The organism is Effusibacillus dendaii (assembly GCF_015097055.1).
In the GTDB taxonomy this organism is placed as follows: domain Bacteria; phylum Bacillota; class Bacilli; order Tumebacillales; family Effusibacillaceae; genus Effusibacillus; species Effusibacillus dendaii.
Window position 1 is genome coordinate 3,112,663 of sequence record NZ_AP023366.1, and the last position, 13,082, is coordinate 3,125,744.

A 13,082-nucleotide genomic window follows, 5' to 3' on the forward strand; every position below is an offset into this window, starting at 1 on the left:
TTGGAGGGATTCTATATGTCTATCATGACTAGCACGAATACAACCGGCACATCGCATTTTGGAGTCAATCGGCGCCAAATGGTAACTGCTTCGGTCGCGTCGCTTTTGGGATGGTCGTTGGATCTTTTTGATCTGTTTATCCTCCTGTATGTGGCGCCTGAGATAGGAAAGCTTTTCTTCCCGACCAGTATTCCGACGCTTTCATTGGCAGCGGTCTATGCATCGTTTGCCGTTACCCTGTTAATGCGTCCGGTCGGTTCCGGTCTGTTTGGATCTTACGCGGACAGAAAAGGAAGAAAAAAAGCAATGATTATCGCGGTAACCGGTGTCGGCATCTCGACCGCACTGTTAGGAACGCTTCCGACAGTCGGTCAGATCGGTGTAAGCGCAGCGATCATGTTCCTGATTTTACGATTGGTACAAGGGGTGTTCGTTGGCGGTGTGGTGGCTTCCACCCACACGATTGGAACCGAAACCGTCCCCCCGAAGTGGCGCGGATTGATGTCAGGCCTTATCGGCGGCGGTGGAGCCGGCCTGGGTGCCTTGATGGCTTCCATTGTTTACTATATCGTGTCGGCTGCATTCCCAGGACCGGAATTCAGTGGTTGGGGCTGGCGATTTATGTTTTTCGCAGGGATTCTCAGCTCCATTCTCGGACTTTTTGTATTCAAATCACTTGAGGAATCTCCTGCCTGGATGCAACTGCAACAAGCCAAAAAAACAGATGCGCCAGTTAAGAAGGCACCCGTACGGGAGGTGTTTTCCGGCCAGTATCTCCCTGTGGTGCTTGTCAATCTTATGATTGTGATTGGCGGGGGAACGGCTTACTATCTGACTTCCGGATACCTTCCCACTTTCCTGAAGGTGATCAACAAGACGCCTGCCGGGACCGCCTCGATCATTTTGATGGCGGCAAGTGTGGTTGCGATTGTCTCGGCAGTCCTGATTGGAAACCTGAGTGACTATATCGGCCGCAAGAAAACATTTATGATCATGGGCGTTGTAGACCTTATCGGACTCCCTTTACTGTATTCCGGGTTGGCAAATGCGACGACAGTGTCCGCCATTACATTCTATGCGCTGGCGCTTGCGTTTTTAGGCAACGCTGCGTATGCGCCGATACTGATTTTCCTAAACGAGCGTTTTCCTACGGTCATCCGTTCGACCGGCACCGGGCTGTCCTGGAATATGGGTTTTGCAGTCGGAGGCATGATGCCGACCTTCGTTTCCCTGGCGAGCGGAACCACACAAAATATTCCTTCAACGCTTGGCTATTTTTCAGTCGGGGTATTTGTTTTGTACCTGATAGGCAGTTTTGTCATTCCGGAAACAAAAGGCGACTTTAAATAAAAACGGATGAATAGCGAGGGTAAATATATGCGTCTCGTGGTTGGGATATCGGGGGCAAGCGGAGCGATTTACGGTGTAAGAACGTTGGAGGCTCTGCACAGTCTCGGGGTGGAAGTCCATCTGGTGCTCAGCGAAACAGCAAAGAAAACAATTGAGTTCGAAACCGACTACCGGGTGGAAAACGTCTGCGCCATGGCATCGCAGGTGTATGACAACCGTGATCTCGGGGCTGCCATATCAAGCGGTTCTTTTCGGGTAAGCGGAATGATTGTCGCACCGTGCTCCGTCAAGACACTGGCTGGTATAGCGAACAGCTTTAACAGCGAGCTATTGACAAGAGCGGCGGATGTCCAGTTAAAGGAACGGCGAAAGCTGGTGCTGCTGGTACGCGAGACTCCTTTGCATCTCGGACATATCCAACACATGTTAAATGTGACGCATATGGGCGGGATCATACTGCCGCCAGTCCCCTCTTTTTATCATCTGCCAAAAACCATTGACGACATCGTCAATCAAAGCGTGCAAAAGGCATTGGATCAATTTGATCTGGATGCGAACCTGTTTGAGCGGTGGAAAGGTATGAACAACCAGGATATGGGGGGAGAAACATGTCATCTCTAACCGAACAGAAACCGGCGCTTTATTACAACTATGTAGGAGGCGAATGGACCGAATCTTCGTCCCGGGAGCGCCTGGAATCACGAAATCCGGCCACGGGGGAAATCATAGGATTTTCGCAAAAATCAACCGTTTCGGATATCGAACAGGCCATCGATTCGGTCTACGACACCTTTCAAAAGAGCGATTGGGGATATAACCCGAAACGACGGTATGAAGCTTTGTTGGCTCTGGCCCAAAAAATCGATCAAAACCTAGAACATTTGGCCCGGGTCCTCACTTTGGAACAAGGCAAGACGATTCGCGAATCACGTGTGGAATTGGCGGGTTGCGTCGATACCTTAAAATATTTTGCCGGTGCGGCGCGAACGGTGTTTGGCAGATCGGTTCAACTGGAACCGGCCAATTTTGGAGTCATTGTGAAAGAGCCGATCGGTGTAGTCGGGCTTATCACGCCGTGGAATTGGCCTGCGCTGCTTATGATCCGGGAGCTGGCACCTGCTTTGGCAGCAGGAAATGGTGTGATTGTAAAACCGGCGAGTCTGACACCGGGCGTCTCTGTGGAAATTTTTAAACTGATTGATGAGATACCGGATTTTCCGAAAGGGATTGCAAGTATTGTGACAGGGCCCGGAAAATCGATTGGAGCCGCGATGGGAAGCAGCAAAAAAATAGACATGATCAGTTTTACGGGGGATACATCGACCGGCAGAACGATCATGGAGCTTGCGGCGAGCAACATCAAGAAACTGGCTTTGGAACTGGGCGGCAAATCTCCCAATGTAGTCTTTGCGGATGCGAATTTGGAGAAAGCGATTCCGGTGATTGGACGCGGTATTTTTATTTCTGCCGGTCAGATCTGCATGGCCGGATCCAGGCTGTTGGTGCATGAGTCTGTCAAGGACGAAGTGATCACCCGTCTCAAACAGTATGCCGAAAACCTGCAGGTAGGAAACGGCCTGTTGGAGTCTACCGATATGGGGCCTGTGGTTTCTCAAAACCAGTTGGAACTGGTGGAAGAATATTGTGAAATCGGCAGACGGGAAGGAACCATCATCACCGGCGGGTACCGGTTAACAGGCGGGGAATACGATAAAGGCTATTTCTTCGCGCCGACCATTATTGACAATCTGCCTGTAAATTGCCGTGTGGTACGCGAGGAGATTTTTGGTCCCGTGCTGGCCGTTCAATCATTCTCCAGTGACGAAGAAGCGCTTGCCCTGGCGAACGACACGGATTTCGGACTGTCGGCAGGGGTCTGGACCACCAACCTAAATCGCGCGATGCGAATGTCGAAAGGAATCAAAGCCGGAACCGTCTGGGTTAACACGTACAATAAAAACTTCCCTGAGGCCGAATTTGGCGGATACAAACAGAGCGGTTTGGGGCGCACGAGGGGAATCGACGGTCTCATGGAGTACTGTGAAACCAAGCACATCCATTTCGAGATGGAGTAATGGGCAAGGGGAGGAGGGTAAAAATGAGTCTGAGCCAACCAGTTACATCGATTGATTTCGAGTTTTCATTTCATCTCCCGTCGTTAATCGAATTCGGTTACGGGAAAGCGTCCCGCCTGGGTGAACGTCTGCTGCAGCTCGGCGTCAACAACGTGTTTTTGGTGACTGATAAAGGTGTGGAGTCGACCGGAATCCTGAATCGGTTGTCGGAGTCCTTGCAAGCAACCGGCATCCAATTTGACATCTATACGGATGTGGAACCGGATCCGAGTATTGAAACGATCAACAGAGGGGCTGAGGCATTTCAAGTCAAGCGGTATGACTGTATTGTGGCAGTCGGCGGCGGAAGCCCAATCGACGCCGCAAAGGGCATCCGGGTTGTCGCCTCAAATGGGGGAAGTATCGGGGACTATGCCGGAGTAAACCGCATCCCGGCCGCCTCCGCCATCCCCCTGATCGCCATTCCGACCACTTCGGGTACCGGAAGTGAAGTCACGATCTTCGGGGTTTACTCCGATTGGCACAACAACGTAAAAGTAACGGTGACGAGTCCCTATATGGCCCCATCCATCGCGTTGGTCGATCCGGAACTGACGGGTACTCTGCCAGCCAAAATGACAGCGGCTTCAGGGATTGATGCTTTGGCGCACGGGATCGAGACATTCTTCTCCCTGCGGTCCCGGCCGGTGTCTGACGCTTTGGCGATGGAAGCGATCTCTGTTGTGAATGCGAACTTGCGCCGGGCGGTTCAGGACGGATCGGACATCGACGCGCGGGTCGGGATGTCGCATGGAAGCTTATTGGCCGGCATGGCGTTTAATAACGGTTTCCTTGGCCTCGCTCATGCGATAGGAAGCGCTCTGTCAGGACACTGTCACGTGCCGCACGGGATTGCAATCGGTTTGCTGCTGCCGCATGTGGTGGAATTCAACACACCTGTACGTCCCGAAAAAGTGGCCAAGATCGCTGAACTCATGGGCGTCAAAACGGGTGGAGCAAAGGAATTGGCGGGAGGGGCAGCTCCCGCTGTCGCGCAATTGGTGCAGGACATCGGACTTCCCACCCGGTTGCGTGAGGTTGGGGTTCCGCAAGAGAAGCTTGCCGACATAGCCAGGGATTCGTTCAAGAGCGGAATGATGAAGTGGAATCCTCGCCAGCCGAGTGAAGCGGAAGTGCTGGAAATCTTGAAGAAGATGTTTTGATTGACAATCTATTTTTCGGAGGGATAGGAAATGAGCGGAAATCTGAATCAAAGTATGGCGGATGAATTAATTCCGGGCCTGGATAAGTCTACTGATGAAGTCGCATGGGATCTGTATCGCAAAGCGATCCGGTTTGGGACATGGGATCCGGCAGAGATCGACTTGAAGCAAGACAAGGCAGATTTTGAGTCGCTGGATGAAGACCTGAAGGGATATCTGATTCATTTTTGCACAGGATTTCTCGACGCGGAAGAAAATGTCGCGTTGAAGTTTTGTCCTTGGATCATGCTGGGTTCCTCTACTGAACAACAGGCTTTTCTCAGCACGCAGTTACTGGAGGAATTTAAGCATACCGAGTTTTTCATGCGTTATTTCAAAGAGGTGCTGGGGCGCGAAAGAATTCCCGGCGTGAAAAATATTGTCCAGCAGAAGCTCGATGAACGGGTAATGCGAATGCTGGCGGCACTGGAACAAAAACCGGAGGACCGGGAGTCGGCACTGGTGGAAGGGCTGACCCACTATCAGGGCATCATTGAAGGCGTACAGGCGATGTCAGGGTACGATGTGTTTGAGGCGGTATTCGGAAGCAAAGGGTTATTTCCGGGATTGGCCGAAGGATTTGCCCGAATCAAGGAGGACGAAGGGCGTCATGTCGGCTTTGGTCTCCGCATGTTGAAATTGTACGCCCGTAAGCCGGAACATGCAAACCGGATTCGCGCCTTGTTCGATGAGTATCTGCCGCATATCCTGATTCGTTATGAGCAGCCGGTCCTTGTCGATGGAAAGGAATATCCCACCCCGCCTGAGGTTCAGGGACGTGAGCGTTTGACGAAAATGTTCGAGCGTCGACTGAAGGATATATTCGGAACGCCAGTTGTTGTTTAAGGGGGATTTCAGCAGATGAAAGCGAAGACGTTTCGTACCTGGATCGAGCATCTCCAATCCACAGGCCGTTTGGCCGTAATCGACAAAAAGGTCAGCTTGCAGTATGAAGTGGCGGCCATCGCTAAAAAATTGGATGGGAAACAGGCGGCCTATTTTACCCAGGTCGAAGATTACACGATTCCGGTCGTGTCCGGGATTTGTTCTACGCGCGAGGACTTTGCGGAAGCGCTTGAAACAGACCCGTACGGGGTGATTCCGAAGTTCACCGAGGCGGTTGCTGCCCCGATTCCGTACCGATTAGTGGACAACAAGCAAGCTCCTGTGAAAGAAAATATCATCCGGGAAGATATTGATCTGATGAAACTCTTCCCGATCCCGGTTCATCATGATAAGGATTCCGGCAACTACATCACTGCGGGGCTGTTTATCGTTCGCGATCCCGCCACACGAAAACAAAACGCCTGCATTCACCGCCTGCAAATTTCGGGAAAAGACAAATTGGGTGTTTTGCTACTGCCGCGTCATACATTTCATCTATATAAGCAGGCGGAGGAAGTGGGCAGGCCTCTGGAGTGCGCCATCGCAATCGGAGTCGAACCGGCGACGTTGCTTGCTTCGCAAGCAAGCACACCGTTTGGCGTTGATGAATTGGAGATTGCGGGGGCCCTTCGGGGAGAGCCACTGGAAGTGGTTCGCTGCGAGACGGTCGACATCGATGTTCCGGCGTTTGCGGAAATTGTGCTGGAGGGCAAGATCCTGCCGAATGTGCGTGAACCGGAAGGGCCTTTTGGCGAGTTTCCGAAATACTATGGTCCCAGGAGCGATAAGGAAGTTGTCCAGATCACCGCAGTCACGCACCGGAACCATCCGATTTTTTATACCATTGTGCCGGCCGGGTATGAACATTTGCTGCTGGGAGGCCTGCCTCGCGAGGCCAGTCTGTTCCAGACCATCCGGCAGACCGTACCGACTGTGAAAGCGGTCTATATGAGTCCAGGCGGAACGTGCCGTTATCATGCGATTGTTTCCATCAAGAAACGGAACGAGGGGGAAGCAAAGAACGCGATTTTCGCCGCCCTGTCCAACAGCTTTGACATCAAGCATGTGGTGGTTGTGGACGAAGAAGTGGATATTTTCAACATGGAAGAAGTGGAATGGGCGATTGCTACCCGCTTTCAGGCGGATAAAGATCTCGTGGTGGTGCATGGCGCGCAGGGTTCGAAACTTGACCCTTCCAACAACGACGGAGTCGGCTCGAAAATGGGACTGGATTGCACCGTGCCATTGAACAGCGACCCGATGAGATACCTGCGGATTCAAATTCCCGGTTATGATCAGGTGAATCTGGAGGATTACATCAACACCAGGGCTTCCTTGCAGTCGATTCATCTGGAGGGGAGAGGTGTGTGATTTGATCGAAATCTGAAACAAACTCCTTTCCCATGTTATTAATATCCTTGGGAACAGTTGCCGTCTACGGGGGAGAGGCAAGAACAGGTGTTTATGATAGAATTGTTATACAAATTACAACTCACGTTCGAAAAAATGGTTCATCTCCTGATTTCAGTTACCCAAAACATCATCTCCACCTGCTCGCAAAGGAGCAGGTTTTTTTATGGGCGGCATTTTTCACACTCTGTGGTAAAGTGAAAATAGAAATATGTGATTACGTGGGGCACGGAAAAGGGGGATTCCAATGCGTATTTTGCACACGGCAGACTGGCATTTTGGCAAAACGTTGGAGGGGCGGGATCGACTTCCCGAACAGGAGCAATTTGTTGAGGAATTGTGTGACATCTGTGAGAGAGAAAAAGTAGATTGGGTTCTCATGGCGGGAGATGTGTACCAAACGGTGAACCCCAGCGCCATGGCAGAAGATTTGTTTTACTACTCGATGGATCGGTTGGCGGCAAACGGAAAACGCGGAGTGGTGGTTATCTCGGGGAACCATGACAATCCGGACCGGCTTGTTGCGGCATCTCCGTTAGCCCATAGGCATGGAATTGTTTTGATAGGCCGACCGCACGAAGATATTGTGTGGACTTCCAGCCAGAATGCCGACAGGGTGCAAATTGTGGAAGCAGGGCCCTCCTGAGTGGAACTGCGGATTCCTGAATGTGACCATTCTGCGGTGATAACGGCATTGCCATACCCATCCGGGGCCCGATTACGTCAGCTTCTGACTCAGAGTACGGAGGACGCCGAGCTGCGTAAAGAATACAATGCACAGATCGCCTACATATTTGAAAATCTGGCTTCCCACTACCGGGCAGATACGATCAATCTAGCGATGAGCCACCTCTATGTGCAAGGCGGGTAAATGTCCGATTCCGAACATCAGATCCAAGTCGGAGGAGCCTATTCGGTTCATCCAAAATGTTTCCCGGCAATGGCGCAGTATGTGGCGCTTGGACACCTGCATCGTCCGCAAGTGGTCCATTCTTCCCCCGTTCCTACAAGGTATTCCGGCTCCCCGCTAGCGTACAGTTTCTCTGAACATAATCAGAAAAAAATGGTTGTACTGGTGGATGTGGAACCTGGGAAACCCGCACAAATAACCGAGATTCTGTTGTCGTCCGGCAAACCGCTTATCAAATGGGCTGCCAAGGAAGGAACCAGTCAGGTTCAAACATGGGTGGACGAGGGAAAAGATGGGAATGCGTGGATCGATTTGACGCTTCACATGGACAAACCTCTTACCATGGAGGACGTTCAGTTACTGCGTAATATGCACGAAGGTATCGTCAACATCTGGCCGATTTTACCGGATATGCAGCACAGTTTATCCGAATCGGAACTAAGCAATTTGTCAGATGAACAAATGTTTATCCGTTTCTATGAAAGGCAAATCGGTGTATCACCAGACCCGGAACTTGTGAAACTTTTCCTGGAGTTGACATCTGATACATCGGAGGACGAGGAACCAATTGCGGAAAGCGAGGAGATGGCCGGATGAAACCGATTTTTTTGACGATTGAAGGTCTTCACAGCTTCCGCGAGAAACAGTCCGTAGATTTTAACCAGTTGTCCGATGCGGGAGTGTTCAGTATTTTTGGTCCTACGGGCAGCGGCAAATCGACGATTTTGGACGCGATCACCCTGGCATTGTTTGGATCTGTAGGACGTGCGAAAAACAGAACCCAGGGCATCCTGAATCATACTGAAAACAGTCTTACCGTTTCATTTCAGTTTGAGATCGGGGCAGGGGCAGAACGCAAAATCTACCGGATCGACCGGAGGTACGAGCGAAATACCGAAATTACGATCAAAAACAAATACAGCCGAATCTACGAACTGGACGCCAATCAGGAAGAACTGGTCGTATTGGCTGACAAAGACGGAGAAGTTTCACAAGTCGTGCAGGAGATATTAGGACTGAAACCGGAGGATTTTGCCCGGGCTGTTGTTCTCCCGCAGGGGAAGTTTGCTGATTTTTTGCAGTTGGGCGGCCGGGAACGGCGGGAAATACTACAGAGGTTATTCGCTTTGGAACGGTATGGAATGAACTTGAGCAAGAAGCTGAATGAGCGCCATCAAAAGACGAAACAGTCCCTTGAAGTGATTGTGGCGGAACAAAACGGCATGGGAGACTGTTCGCAGGAAGCGTTGCAGCAGGCGGAAAAACTGCTTCAGGAAGCGACAGACAAAGAAAAGCAGGCTTTCCAAGCACATTGGGAAATACAGTCCCGATATGAGACCGCAAAAAAATCGTCGAATGGCAGGAGCAACTGAAGAAAACAAACCACCAACTGGTGCAGCATAAGCATCCGACCAGGAAATTCAGCTGATCAAACAGAAGCTTGAAGCATCGGAAAAGGCTGAAAAAGTGCTTCCGTTCGTTAAACAGTTTGAGGATATCAAAAGTGAACAACAGCATTTAGAAAAAGAACGATCCGGTTTAGAAATCCTTGCATCCAACTTGAGTCTGCTCTTGTGTTGGAACAAGAGATGGAAGAACTGAATGAAAAAATCGGCCAATTGCAGTTGCGAAACAATCAGAAACAGACAGAACACACGGAAATTATGGCGGCTATTAACCAGTTAGTTGAACAGCAAGCCACAATCGATGACAAACTGCTGAAGCAAAAAGAGATTATCGAACAAAACTCCTTACCACCTGAGCATCGGGAGGCAGTTCAAGCCGCAGTAAGCAAATATGACGCTTATCAGAATGCCGTCAAAGAAATGCAGGAGAAACAGTCGGAAGTGGATCGGCGGACGAAAGATCTAACGGATGCTGAAAAGCAGTTAAACACACAACGTTTACAGGACCACACCCTCACGGAGCAAATGCCGATTTACGAGAATCAGCGTCTGGAACTCCAGGGCAAGCCGCCAGCTGATCCGGATCAACTCTCAAAGGATGAAAACCGGTTATTGGAAGGAAAGGTGAAAGCAGACTATTTAGTACGGTTGGAAGAAGCAAATTCCATCGAAGTCGACCAACTTGCTCAATTGGAAAAGAATCTGCAAAAGGAGTCGGATTCACTACAAAATACAACCCAACAGTTGGGGAATGCCCAGGAACAACTGGCTATACTGCGCCAACAGCACAAAGAAGTCGTGATGCAGGACAAACGGGCAATGGCAGCCAAGCTGGCGGCAGATCTCTGTGCTGGCGTGGCCTGTCTGCTTCAGGTCAACAACTCTTGAAATTGATTGAAGAGCAGCGAAGTAACATTGAGCAGAAACGGGCTCAATTGGCTGAGTGGAAACAGGCAATTGAGGAATTAGAGAGACAAATCGGGAGACTGAAGGAAGAGATCGGCGTTTCTTCGTCCAAAATGGCCGGGTATCAACAAAAAACTGAGTTGGCACAAGCAGAACATACTACGGTAATACAGTCCTTACTTGAAAAAGAGGAATCGGTGAAAAAGGCGGAACTCGCGCTTAAGGAATCTCTTGCCTCCATCGGAGCCGACACAGTTGATCAAGCCGTACAAGATATACAAACCAAAGACAAACGTGTTGCTAAGGCATTGTAAAGAGGAAAAAGAACTGCAGGGCCAGTTGTCCCAACTGAGACTCGAGATACAAGAAAGACAAAAACAGGCTAGTGATCTGTTGGTGGAACTTACAAGGCTGACAAGAAAGCTAGAGGAATCCCGCGAAAGTTTTACTATGAAACAAACAAAATGGCATCAGATCACTGATGGAACACCGGCTTCCGAATTGCAGCAACAAGTTGCCAAAGAATTGGAGAGCATTGCGGAAGCGGTAATAACCTGTTGATCACTTTGGATGGAAGGGACTTCGCCTTCTCGGTTGTCTCCTGCAAAAGCGTCCAACCCGAGCGCACCACATCCTGAGTTACGTCCAGAATTTCGCCTGTAATCTGGCGGACTTCCGAAATAGCTTCTTGTGTGAGGCGCTTAAGAACCTTGCTAATGGAAAATACCTTGTTACGAATCGTCCGACTGCGGTCCTTGATTTGAGAGGTCAGTTCAGTGCTGCTTTCCTTCATAGCTTTTGCAATACGGGTGATGACGCGTACACCATCCTGCAGCAAACTTGCATCGGTAGGATAGTGAATGTCGGTTTCCACCACAGTGGTATCAACCCGAAGTTTTCGGGCGCGAATCAGCTTCTCTTCATTCGCTTTCTGCACCAGAAGGTGATTCAGTTCCCGAATGAGTTCATCACCAAATACCTGGGCGTGTTTACTAAGGGTGGTGGGGTGCGGAACAGCGCCTTTCTTGGTAAGCGGAATTTGGCAGAAACGACGCCACATCAGGCTATCCCCCACTTCTTTTACCAAGGATTCAAAGCCGAGTTGATAACGAAATTTAAGGTACATCATGCGCAGAAACGTCTGCATGGGGATGGTGGGTCTGCCCATCTTACTGCGAAAGCGTTTCATGAACGGCTCCATGAACCTGTCGTCTTGCAGTAACTTGACAATGTGGGTGAGTTCTTCGTTGAGAGTCAATAATTCAGGCGGAAGAAGAGCTTCAAATAAATCTAACTGAGCGTGTTGTGTACGTATCATAAAAATGGCCTCCTTAAGAAGGAAGGCACGGGTTTAGGTCGAATCTTAAGAAGCAGGAATTCCGTTGCCTTTCGATTGGTTTGTTCGTCTCTTACCAATTCTCGACTGGAAAACGGAATTCCGTTTTTTAGTAGAAACCATTTTAAGTAGGACTTTTTCATGGGGAACTAACTAGTTAACCCGGCTAAATTTTCAATCTAAGGCCTGGTTAATTCCTAGTCCATAACTAAACCACCGTCAACAACAAGATTTTGACCAGTTACAGCCCTACCCCATTTGGAAGCAAAAAATAATACAACATCCGCCACTTCCTCCGGTGAAGTTACATTGCGTAGAGGCGTAATCGATTGGATTAGCTCAAACACCTCTTTTGTAGTAGCTGAACTGGCATCTGTGGTTTTCAATAGTCCTCCGGAGACCATATTAACCGTAATGCCATATTGTCCAAGTTCATTGGCCATATTTCGTGTAAAACCTAGTAAAGCAGCCTTCCCTGTGGTGTAATCATGATAAGGCACAACAGGATTTTGGAAGAGGTTTGTTCCGATATTAATAATTCGCCCAAACCTGTTTTCCTTCATATCGGCTAGCACAGCCTGAGTTGTATTTAAAGCTGCTTGGACACTTCCTTCAAACTGTCTTTGATAATCATCCCAATCAATATGGAATGCATCTTTTCGGGTTACCGGATCAAACCGAAAATTCACCAATGCATTGTTAACAACAGTAGTAACAGGCTTTCCAAAATGAGATTTGGCTTGGGACACCATTTTTTCAACTTGTTGTTTGTCTCGTACATCAGCGCCAATGGGAAGCGCGTGATCGCCGATACTTTTTGCTACTTGAACTGCATTTTCGCGGTTTTGATAATAATTAACTACTACATTGGCCCCAATAGATCCAAATGCCTTTGCAATGGCAGTTCCGAGTCCGCGACTTGCCCCTGTAACAATAACGACTTGATCTTTAATTTCCAATGTAAAAATCCTCCGTTCTAAATTAGAATTAAAAAAAACGGGTCCGTAGTAGGGACCCGTTCCTTATGAAAATAGAATCACATTCAAGTTGCGGCATCACTACTTTCCTACGCTGGTATCAGCCAGTTCAGGTTCGAGGGGTTTAGGAACCTAACGTTCCAATCTCAGTCTGAGTCAAAGACTCCCCCAGTAGTACAAATATTGAATTATATTGTATAATAACCCTTATTTTACTTTAGGTCTACTTTTTTCACTTAGAATAAAACCCCGGTGAGTTGGAGCGGTCCTCATAATTGAATATAATCCTTGTCAAGCAGACCGCAACTTGTACGTTTTGGATCGCCGTAACGGCCTAATCATCTCCAGCGGTGAAAACCTCGGAACCCATCCTCTGTCTGGGTACAAACGGAGTTTGCATAGATTACCACTTGCAAAGCTTGATTCGAACGTGTTATTATATCGATTGTCGGTAATGTGCATACGTTTAAAATGCGGCTATAGCTCAGAGGGAGAGCACCACCTTGACACGGTGGGGGTCATAGGTTCGATTCCTATTAGCCGCACCACTGAAAACCTTGAGAAACCAAGGTTTTTTTCTTAGACG

Annotated in this window: 11 protein-coding genes, 1 tRNA gene, 1 pseudogene and 1 riboswitch; of the genes and pseudogenes, 11 read left to right on the top strand and 2 right to left on the bottom strand. The window is 49.2% G+C overall.

The genetic code is table 11. The annotated features are described in order from the left end of the window. The first annotated feature begins 15 nt into the window (after positions 1–15). From skT53_RS16505 to skT53_RS16550, 10 genes and pseudogenes are all read left to right on the top strand, one after another. Entirely contained in the window at positions 16–1,350 is a 1,335-nt protein-coding gene (locus skT53_RS16505) for an MFS transporter (protein WP_200758883.1), read from the top strand. 27 nt (positions 1,351–1,377) lie between these two features. After that, positions 1,378–1,971, top strand: a complete 594-nt coding sequence (locus skT53_RS16510) for a UbiX family flavin prenyltransferase (protein WP_200758884.1) — start codon at positions 1,378–1,380, stop codon at positions 1,969–1,971. After that, positions 1,959–3,425, top strand: coding sequence for an aldehyde dehydrogenase family protein (locus tag skT53_RS16515; protein WP_200758885.1), 1,467 nt, complete (start codon positions 1,959–1,961; stop codon positions 3,423–3,425). Before skT53_RS16510 ends, skT53_RS16515 begins: the two co-directional genes overlap by 13 nt. Positions 3,426–3,448: 23 nt before the next feature. Then, positions 3,449–4,627, top strand: a complete 1,179-nt coding sequence (locus skT53_RS16520; protein ID WP_226375262.1) for an iron-containing alcohol dehydrogenase family protein — start codon at positions 3,449–3,451, stop codon at positions 4,625–4,627. A 30-nt stretch (positions 4,628–4,657) separates the two neighbouring features. Then, positions 4,658–5,512 carry a R2-like ligand-binding oxidase gene (locus skT53_RS16525; protein ID WP_200758886.1) on the top strand — a complete coding sequence of 285 codons (855 nt, stop codon included), beginning with the start codon at positions 4,658–4,660 and terminating at the stop codon, positions 5,510–5,512. A gap of 15 nt (positions 5,513–5,527) precedes the next feature. Then, positions 5,528–6,922 (top strand): UbiD family decarboxylase, encoded by a 1,395-nt coding sequence (locus tag skT53_RS16530; protein ID WP_200758887.1) that lies wholly within the window; start codon positions 5,528–5,530, stop codon positions 6,920–6,922. 286 nt (positions 6,923–7,208) lie between these two features. Further along, positions 7,209–8,468 (top strand): annotated as a pseudogene (locus tag skT53_RS16535) (exonuclease SbcCD subunit D). Then, on the top strand, positions 8,465–9,244 hold the full coding sequence (locus tag skT53_RS16540; RefSeq protein WP_200758888.1) for an AAA family ATPase: 780 nt from the start codon (positions 8,465–8,467) through the stop codon (positions 9,242–9,244). Before skT53_RS16535 ends, skT53_RS16540 begins: the two are co-directional and overlap by 4 nt. 201 nt (positions 9,245–9,445) lie before the next feature. Beyond that, positions 9,446–10,165: a hypothetical protein gene (locus skT53_RS16545; protein WP_200758889.1), complete on the top strand. Its 720-nt coding sequence runs from the start codon at positions 9,446–9,448 to the stop codon at positions 10,163–10,165. Beyond that, the gene (locus tag skT53_RS16550; protein ID WP_200758890.1) at positions 10,162–10,497 is read left to right on the top strand and encodes a hypothetical protein; all 336 of its coding nucleotides are present in this window, start codon (positions 10,162–10,164) and stop codon (positions 10,495–10,497) included. Before skT53_RS16545 ends, skT53_RS16550 begins: the two co-directional genes overlap by 4 nt. 161 nt (positions 10,498–10,658) lie before the next feature. On the opposite strand, the gene skT53_RS16555 is transcribed toward skT53_RS16550, so the two are convergent. Together skT53_RS16555 and skT53_RS16560 are read right to left on the bottom strand one after the other, a co-directional pair. After that, positions 10,659–11,501: a transposase gene (locus tag skT53_RS16555; RefSeq protein WP_200758891.1), complete on the bottom strand. Its 843-nt coding sequence runs from the start codon at positions 11,499–11,501 to the stop codon at positions 10,659–10,661. A 215-nt stretch (positions 11,502–11,716) separates the two neighbouring features. Next, positions 11,717–12,478, bottom strand: coding sequence for a 3-oxoacyl-ACP reductase (locus skT53_RS16560; RefSeq protein ID WP_200758892.1), 762 nt, complete (start codon positions 12,476–12,478; stop codon positions 11,717–11,719). 87 nt (positions 12,479–12,565) lie between these two features. After that, a riboswitch (TPP riboswitch) is annotated at positions 12,566–12,676 on the bottom strand. A gap of 293 nt (positions 12,677–12,969) precedes the next feature. Between skT53_RS16560 and skT53_RS16565 the strand changes: the two genes are divergently transcribed. Next, positions 12,970–13,044 (top strand) — tRNA-Val (locus skT53_RS16565). Positions 13,045–13,082: the final 38 nt, after the last annotated feature.